This window comes from Psychrobacter sp. LFX-11D (assembly GCF_904846475.1).
GTDB classification, from domain to species: domain Bacteria; phylum Pseudomonadota; class Gammaproteobacteria; order Pseudomonadales; family Moraxellaceae; genus Psychrobacter; species Psychrobacter cryohalolentis.
Map to the genome: position 1 here is coordinate 126,009 of NZ_CAJHAV010000001.1, position 17,658 is coordinate 143,666.

At 43.4% G+C, this 17,658-nt stretch carries 17 protein-coding genes; 2 read left to right on the forward strand and 15 right to left on the reverse strand.

The window, feature by feature from the left end; all coding sequences use genetic code 11:
- Positions 1-85 precede the first annotated feature (85 nt).
- From JMX75_RS00565 to ubiG, 4 genes are all read right to left on the reverse strand, one after another.
- Complete coding sequence (locus JMX75_RS00565) at positions 86-352, reverse strand: DksA/TraR family C4-type zinc finger protein (protein WP_011512508.1); 267 nt, start codon at positions 350-352, stop codon at positions 86-88.
- A 123-nt stretch (positions 353-475) separates the two neighbouring features.
- A complete protein-coding gene (locus JMX75_RS00570; protein WP_227672970.1) occupies positions 476-1,351 on the reverse strand; it encodes a YciK family oxidoreductase in 876 nt (291 codons plus the stop codon).
- Positions 1,352-1,453: 102 nt separating this feature from the next.
- The gene (locus JMX75_RS00575) at positions 1,454-2,164 is read right to left on the reverse strand and encodes an HAD family hydrolase (protein WP_201530546.1); all 711 of its coding nucleotides are present in this window, start codon (positions 2,162-2,164) and stop codon (positions 1,454-1,456) included.
- 34 nt (positions 2,165-2,198) lie between these two features.
- A complete protein-coding gene (ubiG, locus tag JMX75_RS00580) occupies positions 2,199-3,029 on the reverse strand; it encodes a bifunctional 2-polyprenyl-6-hydroxyphenol methylase/3-demethylubiquinol 3-O-methyltransferase UbiG (RefSeq protein WP_201530547.1) in 831 nt (276 codons plus the stop codon).
- Positions 3,030-3,405: 376 nt separating this feature from the next.
- On the opposite strand from ubiG, the gene JMX75_RS00585 reads away from it, so the two are divergent.
- Entirely contained in the window at positions 3,406-4,026 is a 621-nt protein-coding gene (locus tag JMX75_RS00585) for a thiol:disulfide interchange protein DsbA/DsbL (protein ID WP_011512504.1), read from the forward strand.
- Between the two features lie 150 nt (positions 4,027-4,176).
- Here JMX75_RS00585 and yjgA read toward each other — a convergent pair whose 3' ends face one another.
- The 8 genes from yjgA to mazG form a co-directional block, all read right to left on the reverse strand.
- Positions 4,177-4,689 (reverse strand): ribosome biogenesis factor YjgA, encoded by a 513-nt coding sequence (yjgA, locus tag JMX75_RS00590; RefSeq protein WP_011512503.1) that lies wholly within the window; start codon positions 4,687-4,689, stop codon positions 4,177-4,179.
- 67 nt (positions 4,690-4,756) lie between these two features.
- Positions 4,757-5,719, reverse strand: a complete 963-nt coding sequence (gene rapZ, locus JMX75_RS00595) for an RNase adapter RapZ (protein ID WP_181209381.1) — start codon at positions 5,717-5,719, stop codon at positions 4,757-4,759.
- Between the two features lie 59 nt (positions 5,720-5,778).
- Entirely contained in the window at positions 5,779-6,642 is an 864-nt protein-coding gene (gene panC, locus JMX75_RS00600) for a pantoate--beta-alanine ligase (RefSeq protein WP_201530548.1), read from the reverse strand.
- 51 nt (positions 6,643-6,693) lie between these two features.
- Positions 6,694-7,494 (reverse strand): 3-methyl-2-oxobutanoate hydroxymethyltransferase, encoded by an 801-nt coding sequence (gene panB, locus JMX75_RS00605; protein ID WP_201530549.1) that lies wholly within the window; start codon positions 7,492-7,494, stop codon positions 6,694-6,696.
- Positions 7,495-7,561: 67 nt separating this feature from the next.
- Positions 7,562-8,128: a 2-amino-4-hydroxy-6-hydroxymethyldihydropteridine diphosphokinase gene (folK, locus tag JMX75_RS00610; RefSeq protein WP_201530550.1), complete on the reverse strand. Its 567-nt coding sequence runs from the start codon at positions 8,126-8,128 to the stop codon at positions 7,562-7,564.
- A gap of 34 nt (positions 8,129-8,162) precedes the next feature.
- Entirely contained in the window at positions 8,163-10,424 is a 2,262-nt protein-coding gene (gene pcnB / locus JMX75_RS00615) for a polynucleotide adenylyltransferase PcnB (protein WP_201530551.1), read from the reverse strand.
- Positions 10,425-10,588: 164 nt separating this feature from the next.
- Complete coding sequence (locus JMX75_RS00620) at positions 10,589-10,900, reverse strand: ComEA family DNA-binding protein (RefSeq protein ID WP_227672969.1); 312 nt, start codon at positions 10,898-10,900, stop codon at positions 10,589-10,591.
- Positions 10,901-10,973: 73 nt separating this feature from the next.
- Positions 10,974-11,837, reverse strand: a complete 864-nt coding sequence (gene mazG / locus JMX75_RS00625) for a nucleoside triphosphate pyrophosphohydrolase (RefSeq protein WP_201530553.1) — start codon at positions 11,835-11,837, stop codon at positions 10,974-10,976.
- A 156-nt stretch (positions 11,838-11,993) separates the two neighbouring features.
- On the opposite strand from mazG, the gene JMX75_RS00630 reads away from it, so the two are divergent.
- Positions 11,994-13,481 (forward strand): phosphomannomutase CpsG, encoded by a 1,488-nt coding sequence (locus tag JMX75_RS00630; protein ID WP_201530554.1) that lies wholly within the window; start codon positions 11,994-11,996, stop codon positions 13,479-13,481.
- 150 nt (positions 13,482-13,631) lie between these two features.
- Here the strand turns inward: JMX75_RS00630 and JMX75_RS00635 are convergent, their stop codons facing one another.
- The 3 genes from JMX75_RS00635 to JMX75_RS00645 are packed head-to-tail and all read right to left on the reverse strand — an operon-like array spanning position 13,632 to position 17,637.
- Positions 13,632-15,044: a UDP-glucose/GDP-mannose dehydrogenase family protein gene (locus JMX75_RS00635; protein WP_201530555.1), complete on the reverse strand. Its 1,413-nt coding sequence runs from the start codon at positions 15,042-15,044 to the stop codon at positions 13,632-13,634.
- A 37-nt stretch (positions 15,045-15,081) separates the two neighbouring features.
- Positions 15,082-16,749 (reverse strand): glucose-6-phosphate isomerase, encoded by a 1,668-nt coding sequence (gene pgi, locus JMX75_RS00640; protein ID WP_201530556.1) that lies wholly within the window; start codon positions 16,747-16,749, stop codon positions 15,082-15,084.
- A 3-nt stretch (positions 16,750-16,752) separates the two neighbouring features.
- Positions 16,753-17,637 (reverse strand): UTP--glucose-1-phosphate uridylyltransferase, encoded by an 885-nt coding sequence (locus tag JMX75_RS00645; protein WP_181209372.1) that lies wholly within the window; start codon positions 17,635-17,637, stop codon positions 16,753-16,755.
- Positions 17,638-17,658 lie beyond the last annotated feature (21 nt).

The window sequence follows — 17,658 nt, forward strand, 5'->3', positions numbered from 1 at the left end:
AAGATTGTTGATAAAAATAGAACCACTAAAAAAGCCCACACTATTTTGGTAGTAGGGGCTTTTTTATTGAGCAGCATTGGTTTTATTAGCGTAACTGACTGTCTTTACTGCCACGGCGATTAAACAATTCCGCAGCTTTTGCTTCTTGCTCAAGCTCAGATTGACAGCCAACACAATGCTGCACACCCGGTACTGCGATACGGCGAGCTTCTGGAATCGCCTTACCACATTCATCACAAAACTCTGCGCTTTTACCTGTCGGTAATGCACGGCGTGCGCGCTCTAGCGCATCGTTAACGGTGGCATCCATTTGCTCATGCTCAGCACCATCTCTTGACCAACCACCTGCCATATTATTATCCTATTTATTTTTATTAATTATGCGTATTTTTAATCAAGCATAAAGGTCTTTGATAACAAATAGATGGGGTTAAATATCAGCAATTTCAATCTACCTGCGCAGACAAATTGTCGCTCAATCCTTGGGTTGTAACTCAACCACTTGTCCACGTACCCCGATACTCTCATCACTCATCAAGCACACATAACCTGCCATAATATCTTCAGGAGTTTTCAGACTCATCGGATTTTCACCTGGATAAGCGTGAGCACGCATATTGGTGCGAGTACCACCCGGATTGATACAGTTAAAACGCAGATTGGTGGTGTTTTGCGTCTCTTGGGTAAAGATATCGCTCATTCCTTCTACCGCTTGCTTAGACAGCGCGTAAGCACCCCAAAATGCGCGAGGATGCGTACCAACGCTGCTAGAAGTAAATACGATAGAACCATGCGGTGCATCTTTGAGTAACGGTAGTAGCGCTTGGGTAAGCATAAAGGTCGCTGTGAAATTAATCTTCATGACTTGAGCAAACATATCTACATCGTACATCTCAAGTGGCGTCAATGGACCAAGCATCCCAGCATTATGCAATATCCCATCAAGCTGACCAACTTCTCTATGAATCAAATTTTCTAGCTTTTGCATTTCTGCATAGGTAGCCCCTTCTAGATTCATCGGTAACATAGCAGGTTGCTTACCACCAAAGCTCTCGATTTCATCATAGACATATTCAAGCTTGCTACTGGTACGTCCTAATAGCAGCACCGTTGCGCCATAGCGTGCATAGGTCAATGCAGCGACCCGACCAATGCCATCGCCCGCACCTGTCACCAAGATGGTCTTGCCATCTAAGCAGTTTTCAGAGGGTACAAAGTCACGAATATCCCCGTGGGTTAATTTGGTTGCAGACGATTGCAATTCAGTCTGATGGCTTTCAATATTATTGGCTATATTGTCGGCTGAATGGTTTGCCGACTGATTCGCTAATGGGTTGATATTGTCACTCATGGCGTTACTCACTACTTATCGTTTAATAAATGGGATGGTTAACCATTATGCTATGTTGTTAAATATTACCTGATAACACGCTGATCTTATGGCTCATTGGAATTATAAATAGTCGAATTTACCAGAAGAAAGCAGTAATTTACTCAACTGCTCAGGGGTTTCCGTAATATAATCTGCGCCCCATTTCTTCAGGTTGTTTTGATCTTCAGGCGGAATATAACCATAAGCGGCCAGAATCGTGGGCATACCAGCGGCATTACCAGCTTCGATATCACGGATATGATCGCCAACATAAATCACACTTGCAGCAGCGCCGCGAGGGATACCAAGCTTCTCTAGTGCCGCATACATAGGCTCTGGGTCAGGTTTAGGGCGTGATACGTCATCAGGACAAACCAAAACTGCACAGCGCGTATCTAATTGCATGTTTTCTAATAACAGCTCTGACAAATAGCGCGGTTTATTGGTCACTATACCCCACGGTACACCTTTTTCTTCAAGAGCACTTAAAACGTCCTCAAGCGTGTCAAAAACATGACTATCTACACAAATATCCGCTTCATAATCGTCTAAAAACTGCTGACGAAACTCAAGCAACGTCTCTTCGCTAAAGTCTGTTTGCTCATTATGACGTAGCATAAGCTGCACCATCGCTGAAGCACCTGCCGATACTTGCTCACGAATCTCTGTCTCAGACGGCGCTTGCCAGCCGTTTTCTTGGCTCATTTTGCCAATAATACGTACAAAATCGGCAGCAGTATCTATCAATGTCCCATCTAGGTCAAATAAGACCGCTTTTACAAATTGGCTCATTACGAAGGCTCTTAATTAAGGTGATAAAAGGGTATTAAGCGAGAGGTTTCTGTACTGCTATCATATAGTTGACATCGACGTTTTGAGCTAGCCAGTAACGCTTGGTCAATGGATTATAGTGCAGTCCAATGATATCTTGGCGCGCAAACTCTGCATCAATTGCCATTTTATCGAGCTCAGCTGGCGTAATAAACTTGGCATAATCATGCGTACCGCGATCAAGCAAGCGCAATACGTACTCTGCACCCACGATAGCAAACAAATAAGATTTTGGATTACGGTTGATCGTTGATAGTAAGCATACGCCGCCTGGCGCCAACAGCTTAAAACAAGCATCTACAATAGCGGCTGGATCTGGTACATGCTCTAGCATCTCCATACAGGTAACCACATCAAACTGACCAGCATGGGTAGCAGCCAATTGCTCAACCGGAATATGCTGATAGCGCAAGGTATCTTGTAAGTTGCTTTGTTCAGCATGGAGGCTTGCTGCTTTAAGATTTTCTGTCCCAAGATCGATACCTGTCACATCTGCGCCGCGACGTGCCATCGATTCTGACAAGATACCACCGCCACAACCGACATCAAGAACCTTTTTACCCGCCAAGCCCATCTCTGCCGTTTTTTGACTATCAGCACTCACGTAGCCACGCTTCACATTTTCCTCTATCCAGTTTAGACGCAGCGGATTGATTTCGTGTAAGGTAGCAAAGGCACCGGTTTTATTCCACCACTCACCCGCCAATTTATTAAATTTTTCAACTTCGCTTGGATCGACATTGATAGCGTTTATGGTATCGTCAGCCATGCCACTATCATTTGCTTGAGTGTGCAAAGGCTGCCCAGAAAATAAAGCTTGGCTCATAGTTTTTCCTTTATTGTTATAGTATGTGACTAAAGACTCAATATTAACATGCGAGCCGCAAAGCTGCCGTAAGTACATCGTCACCGATTGAGAACTGCTTTATTGATGCTCTAAACGTCAATAAAAATAGAATAACAGGCTATAAGTAAGATACCTTAAATAATGACTGACAGCATTACAACCATTAGTTAAGAATCCGGTTCACAAACTGCCGCATTTTACGCTATTATAGTTGCTATTCTATAGTAGGTCGACTCAGTTGACCTATCGTCGTCTATTGACTTTGTCATTGCTTATTTGCTTTGGTATTTATATGACTATCAAAGCTATAACTATTAAAGCAAACTTCTGAATGTCGTTATTTCAAGGAATAAGTATGAAACGTATCATCGCATTAACTGGTTTGGCTTGCGCTATTGGATTTGCCAATATGGGTGCACAAGCTGCCAATTATGTCGCAGGAAAAGACTATCGTGTGTTAGATAATCCAGAAAAAATCAGCGGTGATGCTATCATTGTGCGTGAGTTTTTTTGGTATGGTTGCCCGCATTGTAATGTCCTTAATCCACACATGGAAAAATGGGCAAAAAACAAAGATAAAGATGTAGCCTTCTTTAAAACACCCGCAGCATTAAACCCTGTTTGGGAAGCCAGTGCCCGTGGTTTTTATGCCGCGCAATTACTGGGTTTTGAAGACAAGACCCATGACGCTTTATTTGATGCCGTACATAAAGATGGTAAGCAATTATTTGACCAGTCTTCATTAAGCAAATGGTATGCCTCAAAAGGTGTGAACGAAAAGAAATTTAATAGCCTTTACAACTCTTTTGCTGTTGGTACCAAAATCGGTCGCTCGCAAGCAGGCGCTAAGCGTTATCAGTTATCGGGTGTGCCAGCCGTTGTTGTGCAAGGCAAGTACGTGGTAACCGGTGAAAGTGCTACCGTACCTAAAGTAGTTGATTTCCTAGTCGACAAAGTACGCGCAGAGAAAAAGTAGCATTAGTTTTTTAAAAAAATATAAAAACGCTACTTCTGATCAATTAAAAAAGCCAATCTTTACTGATTGGCTTTTTTGTATTTTAGTATTCTATCTTTAGTGTTTTATAGGTACCCACTAACCAAATTCGCTTGCCTATATCTCTCATCGCTATTTTTTTAGATTCGTTAAAATAGCGACTTCACGGATATAACTGGCCAAATCTGCTTTTGACTCCGCCATTAGCTCCTCGTCGTTTGTATGCTTAGCGTACTCAATCCAGAGCAATAGCTGATACATACTATGCTGCTCAGAGGCTTTATATTGTTTGACGAACTGCTTGAGCGTTCCTTCATCATTGATATTTAAACGCTCATACCAGCTCTCTATCTTAGAAACCTGCTCTTTAGGGAAATAGGCATCAAATAATGCTTTTATCAGCTCATGGCGATTTTCTTCAATCATAAGCTTGCCAACGCGCTTGGTCTGACGATTACGCGCATTGGCACTGGTGATATCGGCGAGCGCCATTAATTCCGCCATAAAATAATCACTGGCAGGTAAAGCTTTAAGTTGTTTCTTCGATAAGCTGGCAAGCGGTATCGACAACTGTTGCAGGCGCTCATGAGCTTTTTTGAGCTCTGTGCGCGAGACGCGCATATCTTGTTCTGACCAGTCAATCATAAAAGCTTTCCATGTTTAAAAATAAATAATAGGTATAAAAAATTAGGTATAAAAGGTTTAGCAAACGCTACCAGCGATGCTTTTCACGGTGTTTCGCCGTCACGGTCAAGCCTTCTGGCAAGCTATTTTGCAATCTGTCTTGTAAGTGTTTGGTGATAAATACCGAGCGGTGCTTCCCACCGGTGCAGCCAATGGCAACCGTTACCGTATGACGATTATTATGTAAAAAATCAGGTAACCAACGATTCAAGAATGTAGCGATATCTCCCGTCATCTCAGCAACCTCTGGATAATCGGCAAAAAACGCACCCACTTCGGCGTCAAGACCTGTCGCCGAGCGCAGTGTCGGATTCCAATGTGGATTGGGTAAGATGCGTACATCAAAGACAAAATCTGCATCGATAGGGCTGCCGTACTTGAAACCAAACGATAGTAAATTAATCACGATTTGATTATCTACACCCACATAATCACGCAGACGCTCTTTTAGCTGATGGATATTGAGCATACTGGTATCTATCTTGATATCGGCATGCTTGAATATCGGCTGCAAAAGCTGTATCTCTTTCTCAATAGCTGCTGGTAGATTATAAACGTTGTTTTCTACGCCTTTGGTATCTAACACCATCAACGGATGGATGCGGCGCGTGGCATTAAAGCGTGCAACCAGCGTCTCTTCTTGCGCCGTCACATACATCACCGTGACCGCCTCTTCTCCATAGGTCTGCTTTAAACTGTCATGGATTGCATCAAAGTTAGATAAATCTGCGCGCGGCGTACGAATATCCACCCCAAGGGCAATGCGCTTAATTCCACTATCACAGACCAGCTTTTGCGCCGCTTCAGGCACAAGAGACAAAGGCAAATTATCAATAGAATAAAAACCCAGATCTTCAAGGATATTTAGTACCGAGGTTTTCCCTGAGCCTGAACGTCCTGACACTACCAATATACTCAGTTTATCACCAGTGGATTCGTTAGAATCTGTTAGCTTTGATTGAGCATTATGGGTGTCTTGATTTACCTGCATGTTCCGTCATCCTTATAAATTGCATCCCGCAAATTACAATGTTATAAATAGCAGCGTGATCAAACTTTATTAATCGTGACCAATCGATTGTCTAACAAGCGTGCACGACCTAGCCATGCAGCCACTAAAATAACCAAGACTTGATGGTTATTGATACTCTCATCATCAACAGCCGTTAGCTCAGTTGTTTTTACTTCTAGATAATCAATCATAAACCCCGCACTAGTAATACGCTCGTGAGCTGCTGTCAAAAGCACCTCTAACGGTTGTTTATTATCACTAATCTGTTTGGCTAAATACTGCAGCTCCTGCTGTAAGATAGGCGCTGTTTGGCGCTCAGACTCGCTTAAATACTGATTGCGCGATGATAACGCTAAGCCATCAGTAGCACGAATAATAGGCGCGCCAATAATATCGATTGAATAGCTCAAATCACGAACCAACTGCTTAATAATGGCTAATTGCTGATAATCTTTTTGCCCAAATACGGCTATGTTAGGTTGCACGATATTGAAGAGCTTAGAGACAACAATACCGACACCATCGAAATGATTGGGGCGAGTTTTGCCACATAGTTGCTCAGTAATAGTCCCAGCGAGAATAGTGGTCGGCGGCGGTAGTACCGGATACATCTCATCAATAGTAGGAGCAAAAACATAGTCAGCGCCAACCGTGGTAAGCTTCGCGACATCTTCATCTAAGGTACGAGGGTAGCTATCAAAGTCTTCACCAACCCCAAACTGCGTTGGATTGACGAAAATACTAACCACCACGATATCTGCATGCTGTTTGGCAATTTTTACCAGCTCCAGATGACCATCGTGTAGATTACCCATTGTAGGTACTAAGGCAATGCGCTGCGCTGTTCGGTAAGGCTGCAGAGCAACGCGTAAGTCTGAGATATGGTAATGAATCGTCGGCATGGTTAACTGCTCTTTTACTGATGGACCTAATTACTGAAATTCTATATTTGCTTAGCTAAACTGGTGCTGCTCTGTTGGAAAACTACCTTCCTTTACTGACCGCTGATACAAGGCAAATGCGCCTTCGATACTGTGCTCAGTGTTACGCTCATCAGTCAGAAAATCATGGATGAAACGCGGCGCGCGACCATGAACCATACCGAGCATATCGTGCATGACCAATACCTGACCATCGGTATCGGCGCCTGCCCCAATACCAATCACTGGCACAGCAACGGCTTCCGTTACCGCTTTAGCAAGCTCAGCAGGGACGCATTCTAGTACCAAAAGCGCTGCACCAGCGTCAACCACAGCTTTTGCATCGTCAAGGAGTTTTTGACCTGCTTCATTGCCGCGACCTTGAACTTTATAACCGCCAAAAACGTTTACCGACTGTGGTGTTAAGCCTAAATGCACGCACGTTGGCGTACCTGCTTGCGCTAATGTTTTAATCAACTCGCAAAGCTCACGACCACCCTCAATTTTAATCACATGAGCGCCTGCCTGCATCAGCTTGCGGCTATTAGCAACGGCTTCAGGCAGTGTCACATAGCTCATAAAAGGTAAGTCCGCTAAAATAAGAGCCTGCTTATTGCTACGGGAGATATTAGCAGTGTGGTAAGCCATATCATCGACGGTAACAGGCAAAGTTGAATCATGACCCTGCACCACCATACCCAAGCTATCACCGATTAAAATCGTATCAATCTGCGCTTTTTCCATCATGCGCGCAAACATGGCGTCATAACAGGTCAGACAAGTAAATTTGGTACCGTCTTCTTTAAACTTATTTAAAGTAGATAACGTTGTCATATCGTTATATCATCCTCAATACTTATGAATATCAATCAACTGTCATTCACTTTAAATGAATGTCTCTTTATTTATGACTTGACGCATCATGTTCTAACAGCTTCAAACCTGCCCAATCGCTGCTTTGGGGATAGTCGATTATCGACTTTCCTACAATCATTAGCTCAGGTGCGAGCTCTCGTAACGGTATCAAAACAAAATTACGCTCATGCAAACCCACATGGGGTATCGTTAATGTTGGCTCAGAAATCCGCTTATCGCCGTATAACAATATATCCACATCAAGACTACGCTCACCCCAATGACGCAGGCGGGCGCGTTTTGCTTGCTGCTCCAACTGTTGGCAAAATGTCAGCAGCTCAAACGGCGTAAATATAGTTTCAAAGCCAGCAACGGCGTTCACAAAATCTGGCTGATCTTGCGGTCCCATCGGTACCGAGGCATAGAATGAAGAAATACGCACAGTGCGTATCTTTTCTTGCTCTTGCATCATCTCAAACGCGTGCTGTAAATGATCAACAGGCGCCCCAAGCTCATTTGCCAGATTGCTACCCAAGCCAACATAACAAGTGACCCAAGAGCAAATGGCGATAGATTTGCTATCAAAATCAGTATTATTAAAGCGCGTGTTCATCGTTATCACTTTACTCTTATATTCGCTGTCAACGTTAAACGTCATTGACGCTTGGCTGACGACGGCGACGTTTCGATGGCACACGGCCTTTATTGGCATTCATATTACTGTTAGCTACTTTATTAGCATCTTGGTGTTCGTTAGAACTTTGATTAGTAGCACTTTGACTACTAGCGTCTCGTTTAGCTTTAGTAGACTTAGTACTTGATGCTTTAGCGGGTTTCGGTGCTTTATCAATGACGTTATCAGTAGAGCCAACAGCTAATTTAGGCACTTTTTTTGCGTACTTCCCAGATGATTTCTCATTACTACTAGTGTCTAATGTCGTTGCTTCTTTAGCACTGCTAACCTCTGCGACAATATCACTATTTTCAATCACAGTAGGCTGACGACGACGGCGCTTGTGCGGTATCGGCTCATTATTCATACTAACAAGTGCTGGTGACTGCGCGACGTTGCGCTCTGCATAAGCGGAGCTACGAGCATTAGTTGAAGACACCTGAGTATTCACTGACTCTTTTGGTGCATGCGATCTATTAGTTAAGTCACTCGCTTTATTAACAGCTTTTTCTTGCGGCTGCGATTGACTATCAGCCGATGCCTTTTTACTAACTGTTGCTTGCTCAAGCACTTTTTGAATAGGCGCTTTTTGCGTCGCTTTAGGCAGTGCTTTATCTGAACCAGATAGCTGCTTTTTCAAAGGCGGTACGACGTTGCCCTGTTCTATGACAAACAATGGGGCAGGTTTCGGCGTGTGCTGCTGATTGCTACCATTATTACTGCTCGCCAAAGACAATTGCTGCAACTGTGCCAGCTCATTATTGTCTTGTGTGAGTTGCTGCGGGCTATAACTTTTCCTATTAGCAGAAGTATGCTGACTGGCACGGCGACGACGTGATGGCACATTTGAGGCATCATTAACCATTGCTGGTTTTGCATGACCATTACTCAGCGCTTTATCTTGATAGTCACTATCTAACTGACTTAACTTAGCATTGTCATTCGAATTCTGCTGCTTTTGACGATTGCGTCCACGACCACGCTGACCTTGTTTATAAGCACCACGGCGGATATTTTCATCAAAGTCATCAATCGCTTGATCCTGCTGCTGCTCAGTCAAGGTTTGATAGGTCTGCCACCACTCGCCCATATCGTTAGTCGATTCAGAAAGTGGATGCTCTGCATCACCGCACTGCTCGCGCAATAATAAGAAATCAAAACCGGCACGAAAACGTGGATGCTCAGATAGCTGTACAATCTGTTTGCTACGCGGCGCGGCCAGTTTTGGCTGCAATATCCAGATATCACGAATAAACTGTTCAGCAAATTTTGGAATGGCAGTCTTGATACGTTGACGATCAATCACTTTGCCTGCTGCATGCATTTGTGCATCCGCAAAAGGCATATTGCGCTTTTTGGCTTTTTCTAGTTGATGTAAGTAGTTCTCCCACAGCAAAGCGGCATAAAAGAATGCTGGGTTGATACTTTTGCCAGCAGCAATACGTTTGTCGGTATTAATAGCGACTTGCTTAACTAAGGCACTTGGCTCAGAAGGCGGATAAATGATGAGGCTATCAATCGCGCCTGAATCAAACAATAACGGTAATAATGGTACTAAATAACCACCGGTAAACATCTTTTGCGTTTCATCATACAGACGGTGCGGAGAGATTTGCTCAAGTAATGACCAGTTGCCATCATGGAACTGTGCGGCTAATTCGCTATCAAACTCAAAACCCAATTTTGCTTTGAAACGCAAGGCACGCAGCAATCTGACCGGATCTTCTTCGATACGAATCGGTGCATTGCCTAATAAACGGATAATTTTATTGTCAATATCTTCAAGCGCGTCGCAAAAATCATGAACTATGCCTTTAAGCGGCTGATAATAAAGGGCATTGATAGAAAAATCACGACGGGCAAAGTCTTGTTTGATATCACCCCATACATTGTCGCGCAGAATCATACCGTCTTGATTGGTATTAGAATCATTGATAGGTGGGCCACGGAAGGTGGCTACTTCGATAAGCTCACGCCCAGAGTACACATGCGCCAACTGAAAACGGCGACCGATAATACGGCAGCGCTTACCAAAGACGTCTTTAATCTCATGAGGCTTGGCATCAGTGACCGCGTCAAAATCTTTTGGACGCAGTCCTAGCAAGGTATCACGCACGCCACCACCGACGATATAGGCGTCAAACCCAGCTCGGGTTAGGGTTGCGATTACTTCGGTAATAGAATTGGGTAATTCAGATTTATTCAGTTCTAACTGCTTGGCGGCACGCTCGGCCATGCATCTACTCCTTGCCTTTATTCTTAACCACCCTGACGAACACAGCGTCAATCAGGCGGATGTACATGCTAGTTTAACAAATTTTGACCATGGTGGGTGTATTTAGACAGTTACTTACATGCTATTTTGTCAATATTGGGGTTAATTAAAGTAAAATACAGCGATTAATCTTGCACGGTCAAACGTCCTCGATTTTTATCAACGGTTTTTGCGCCAATACCCTTTACCTTTGTCAATTCATCAACCGTTCTAAAACTGCCAAACATCTCACGATATAGGATAATGGCTTGCGCCTTATTGCTACCGATACCATGTAGCAACGTAAGCTCACCTTCTGTTGCTCGATTAATATTAATGATTGACTGCATACGTGCTTGAGTTTGCGCTGTCTCTTGCGTCAATAAGTAGTTATAAGCACTTTGGGCATTATCAAAACACGGTGCTGCATTAGCAGTATTAATTGACGTAAAAATCATAGAAAGCATGCCCACTAAATAGAAACCCCTTTTTTGGAGTAATTTAGGGAGCAAGGTAGCGAGTAAATACTTACTAGGTGCGTTCATGTTGTTTAGCCGCTTCCCATAATGCGTCCATTTCATTAATATTGCTATCTTCTAAGCGCTTGCCAGCAGCGGCTAGTTGATCTTCAATATAGCCAAAACGCGATTTAAATTTATGTACACAGGTCAGCGTTGCTGTTTCCGCATCAAGGTCTAATTTGCGTGCCACATTAACTAGCGCAAACATGCAATCACCAATTTCCTTTTCAATATCAGCAATATTGGCGTTTATATCGTCTTTTGATTTATCTAATAGCTCAGCTTTTAACTCACTCACTTCTTCATTAAGCTTATCGAACGCACCGCTGACACCTTCCCAATCAAAACCCAGTTTTGACGCCTGTTTTTGTACATCCTGCGCCTGCATCAGCGCACTACCTGCTTTGGTATTGTCCAAACGACGCTGTGGTTTGCCACGTGCAGCGCGGGCTTGTTGCTCTTCCGCTTTAATCTCATCCCAGCGTTCTTTTACCCCGGCTTCATCTTTAAGCGTTTCTGCTTCAAACACATGCGGATGCCGGCGAATCAGCTTTTCTTGTAAAGTGGTAATCACATCACTCATATCAAAGCGCTCTTGTTCAGCGTACATCTGACAATGAAAAACCACTTGCAGCAGCACATCTCCAAGCTCGCCTTTGATGTCTTCATCATCATTACTTTGTACCGCTTCGCCGAGCTCATAGGCTTCTTCAATCGCATACGGAATTAAGCTATGATTGCTTTGCTTTTTATCCCACGGGCAATCGCTACGCAATCGCGCCATTAAGGACAACAAATCCGCTAATTCGCCACTTGCTTTTGGCGTTCCTAGTACCGGTGTTGGCACTTTAGCTTTATTTTTTGGGTTACTCATAAAAAAACACTCTTATACTTTTATTGGTTATTAAATAGAACCATATTAAGTTTATAACGATTTTGTCGTTAGTGTAGCATTGAACACTGATTAGCTTATAATTGAGTAATCTACTTAATTATCATCTCACTGCTTAAACGCAAGGATTTTATCGTTATGCCCACATCCGATACGAATAATGCCAGCTATGCGACTCAAACCCAGTTCGCACCGATTAAAATTGATTCATTTAAAGCTTACGATATCCGCGGCGAGCTTGGCGTCAATCTCGATGAAGACATCGCTTATCGTATCGGACGTGCTTTTGCCCAGATTTTATTCGAGCGTTATAGCACAGCTGATGCCCCCTCTGACTTACAAGACGTAAAACCAGCTATCGTTATTGGTAGCGATATCCGTCATTCAAGTGAACAGTTAAAACAAGCCTCCATCAAAGGTATGTTAGATGCTGGCGTCGACGTTATCGATTTGGGTATGACAGGAACGGAAGAGGTCTACTTTGCTACTAGCTATTATCAGGCGTTGGGCGGTATCGAAGTCACAGCAAGTCACAATCCGATTAATTATAATGGCTTAAAATTGGTAAAAGAGCACTCAAAACCGATTAGCGCCGATGATGGCTTGGCAGAGATTCAAGCATTGGCAGAATCAGGGCAATTCATCACTGACAATACGTTAGGCAACCTACAATTACTGACGGACAAGAGCGCCTATATCGATCATGTAATGACTTTCATTGATACGGATAAATTAAAACCACTTAAGCTGGTTATCAATTCAGGCAATGGTAGCGCAGGGCCAGTGGTTGATTTATTAATCGATAAGTTATCACAAGCTGGCGCACCGATTGAAGTCATTAAATTGCATCATGCCCCTGATGGCAGCTTTCCAAACGGCATCCCTAACCCGATGATTTTGGCTAATAGAACCGCCACTCAGCAAGCTGTTTTAGCCCATAAAGCCGACCTTGGCATTGCCTTTGATGGCGATTTTGACCGCTGTTTCTTATTCGATGAATACGGCGAATTTATCGATGGTAGCTATGTCGTTGGCATGTTGGCACAAGCCTTTTTAAATAAATATACGGGCGAGTCGATTGTTTATGATCCACGGGTAATTTATAACACTGAAGCAGTCATTCATGAGCATAATGGTAAGGCGGTTATTAGTAAATCTGGGCACTCATTTATTAAGCAAGTCATGCGCGATTCTGGCGCAGTGTATGGCGGCGAGATGTCAGCGCATCATTATTTCCGCGATTTTTTCTACTGCGATAGCGGCATGATTCCTTGGCTGCTAACCATTGAGTTATTATCGATTACTGGTAAAACCTTGTCAGAATTGGTCAGCGGTTATATTGCAGCCTATCCAAGCTCAGGTGAGCTGAACTTTCATCTGACTACTCATGATGCGCAGGCGATTATTAAGGCAATCGAAGAAAAGTTTAGTGCCGACAATCCAACCAAGTCGATGCTTGATGGTTTGAGTTTAAATTTTGGCGAATGGCGTTTTAACTTACGCGCCTCAAATACTGAACCATTAATTAGATTAAATATTGAAAGTCGCGGTAATAAGGATTTACTACAGACCAAGACTCAGGAGATTCAACAATGGCTTGCCAGTAAAGGTGCTGTACCTGCTTAATATGAATAGCTGCTGTGCTGAATAAAGACATTCTAAACTTATAAAAATAAAAAAAGCGCCGATTAATTTTTATATTAATCGGCGCTTTTGTTTAGCTTTAATCTAACAACTGTTTGTCTACTGAGCTTATTTTATACCTGATAGAGAGCCTTATTTAGCGCGACCAATCCCTATATAGTCGCCGACTAGACCATCTATCTGCGTTCGTGACAAGGCATTTTGCGCATCGAATACGGGCATCGCTTGCTCATTAAGCTTAGCAATATCCAGTCGGTTCTCTGGTAACCAACTGATAATAAAGATTGCCTGCGCCTCATTAAGCTGTTGATAAGGATTGTTTATCAATTCAAGCAATGGCTGCTGCTTATAAAGCGCTGCTAGCTCCGTTTGCGCTTTATCGCTATAAACCAGCGTGCGAATATTATAAGACCACAATAATGCCAATAAAGGATGAATCGCCGACTCTGCCGTCCGTCCCGAGCCTGCTTTATAACTACCACCCCAAATCATGACCGTTTTATTATCGATAAAACCGTCAAAATACTGCCAAAATTTGCGGAATATCAGCTCTTTTTGGTCTTCGTTGATATGGATAACCGATTGCAATAGCGGCATGGCCAAGCTCTGTGCTTGACTTGATTGCTGTAGCTGAAGCAATTCTGTCGGTAGCGTATTACCACCAAACCCCCAGCCCGCCTGCAAGTAGCTACTGCCCACGCGCTCATCAAGCCCCATGATATGGCTGACTTTCTGGATATCGACTTGTTGACTATCCGCCAAGCGCGACATCTCATTCATAAAACTGACCCGCGTTGCGAGCATCGCCATGATGCTACTACGAGCAAATTCGATAGTCGCGATATTGGCATAATGAGTAGCACGCGCATGCTGCATTAATGGCTGTAGCATACCCAAATGATGACGACTATTGGAGGTTTTTTCACCGAGTAGCCATAGTGACGGATTTAACATCGAGCTATAAGCGTCGCCATCTTTTAAGAAAACGAACGGTAGATAATAGACCCAAGCACGCTTTAAGCGCTGAGACAATGCATCTATAGTGCCAAGCTGCTTAATGCCACTCATTATGAGCGGTTGTGTCTGCTGTTGACTGTGATTAAAAGCGGTAAGCCAATCATCCTCTACCCATACCGAATCTACACTGTCTAAAAACAACCAATATAGGATTACTGATTTTGGTTGATTTACCTTTTGCTGCTCTTCGATAGCCTTCGTATTGCTATGATCTGCTACTTCATAAAGCTGTATAAGCCTATCAGCGTTATTAGGCAGCTCATAACTAACAATATGCTGTTGCTGCGTATACATTTGCCATAGTGCCTGCAAATGATGCTCAAAGCCATATTGATGTAGCTGCTGCGCCAATATCTCTTGGTCTGCGTATAAATGCACTTGCTGACCAAGACTTGCCAGTACGACAGCACTGGTCACCGCCTCAATACTATGACCAATAAGTACACAGACAGCAGATTCTTTTGCCAAATCGCTAAACGAATTGGATTCAGATTGGGGTATATTTTTATCCATAGTCTCGGCGCTCATGAGTATACCTTTAGTCGTTATTAATATAGCAGCGCTCTCAAGAAAGCTGTTTGATGTGTTTTAATAGCTGATTGGTTGAGGTATCGAATGGTGCGTTGCCCTCTTGCTGCATTGCATCATGAACGGACTCTGCCATCTGCTTACCCATCTCAACGCCCCATTGATCAAATGGATTGATATCCCAGATACTGGCCATGACATAAACCTTATGCTCATAAAGCGCGATTAACGCCCCTAAGCTATGCGGAGTAAGTTCATCAATCAGCAAGGTTGTAGAAGGCTGGTTGCCTCGGTAGTATTTATATTTATCAGCATCGCAAGCAATTTGACTATCCGTTTCAGCGATAGCAGCATTACCAAAAGCCAGTACACGGCTTTGAGCCAAACAATTGGCTAAAGACAGTTCATGCTGCTGTTGTAGTGGCGTATTTTTTGCCTCATCACTGTAGCGACGTACACAAGCGATAAAATCACAAGAGACTTGCTGCGTTCCTTGATGTAGCAGCTGATAAAAAGCATGTTGGGCATTGGAACCAATTTCACCCCAAAGAATAGGACAGGTATCATAATCAATACGATCACCATGCTGGGTCACCGATTTACCATTACTTTCCATCTCTAGCTGAGTTAAATAACTGGGTAAATAGCTTAAGCGCCCATCATAAGGCAGCACAGTATGAGCATTTACCTGCAAAAAGGTGCTATTCCAAACTGCGATTAAGCCCAATAATACCGGTAAGTTTTCTGCAAAATCCGCCTGCGCAAAATGCTCATCCATACTATGCGCGCCTGCTAACAGCTCTTTAAACCCAGACATACCGATACGAATAGCTATGGCAAGACCAATCGCTGACCATAAAGAAAAACGACCCCCTACCCATTCCCAAAGCTGCAACTGGTGCTCAGGATGAATACCCCAATCACTCATTTTTTCACTATTGGCGGAGATGCCAATAAAGTGGCGACGCAATACACTGTCTTCAGTGCCCGCACGCAGCTTTGCGGTTGCAAGCAGCCATGATAGTGCCGTTTTGGCATTGGATAAGGTATCAATGGTACCAAAGGATTTAGATGAGATAATAAATAAAGTGGTTTCAGGATTTAGATGTTTTAGCAAATTATCCAGCTGCGTGCCATCCATATTGGAGACGAAATGGACCTCAACACAGGTATCTGCCCACTCATCAAGGGCAGTGGTTGCCATCAGTGGCCCTAAGTCAGAACCCCCTACACCGATATTAACAACATCTGTAATCGCTTTACCTGAAAACCCGCGCCATGTCCCACTGCGTACACGCTCAGATAAGCGTTCAACTTGCCCCAAACTTTGATGGACATCAGCGACTACATCTTGATTATCAAGTTGTAAGTTTGCTGTGGTGGGCAATCGTAGTGCAGTATGCAAAGCGGCACGTTCTTCACTGGTATTCACCATCGCCCCTTGTAGCAAGGACTGAATACGAGCAGACAATTCACAACTATTTGCCAGATTTAATAAACTTTCTAGCACAGTATCATCTAGACATTGCTTGCTGTAGTCCATATACAGCGCCCCACTTTGAGCACTAAAACTTTGGGTACGCGTATTATCTTGTGCAAACAAGGAAGCCAATGACCACGACGAATCAGCGCAGATTTCTAGCTTCTGCCAATATTTAGAATGGCGGGCACTGCTATAGACTTTATTGTCTTTTGTATCGTTCATTAACTACTCTTCATCGGCTAGTTGCTGCTGAGCGAAATATATAAAAGCTTGCATATAAGAGCGCATATCGCCAGCATCATAACTGTTACCACGCATGGTCGTGACATTGACACCATATTCACTGATAAGTGCGTCAATAGCATCTGTTAGCTGAATCTCTCCGCCAACTGAGGCTTGGGTATTCGCCAGATAATCAAAAATATGATGACTAAAGACATAACGACCGACGACAGCGAGTCTTGATGGCGCATCAGAGAGATTTGGCTTTTCTACAAAACCTGCCACTTTAAAACTGACATTCTCATCTGTTTTATCATCTATATCGCCCTCATCCATAAGCGCTTCACTTAATTGAGCGATACCGTATTTGTGCACATCTTTATCGGCCACTTTATCGACCAATATTTGCGAATGGTTATCTTCAGAAAAAGCGTCAATCATAAACGCCAAATTGTCAGCAGACATATCACCATTAAAAGGATCAAGCACCACATCTGGCAGCAGTACTGCAAAATCATGCTTACCAATGATTGGGCGTGCGGCAAGCACCGCATGACCTAAGCCCAATGGCATACCCTGACGTATCATCGATATAGTCACATCATCTGGTAGCCAGTTTAAGCTATCTGCTAGCTCGTTCTTACCTTTAACACGCAATTGATTGTCAAGCTCGGCATTGAGATCAAAGTAATTTTCAATAGCACTTTTTTGTGCATGACCAACCAAGACAATGTGCTTAATACCGGCAGCAATGGCTTCTGCCACCACATAATGGATGGCAGGACGATTACCAAGCGGCAGTAGCTCTTTGGGTACGGATTTAGACAATGGCAACATACGAGTACCAAAGCCTGCAACGGGTATCACCGCGTGAGTAATTTTTTTCATAAGGATTAATACATACTTAAT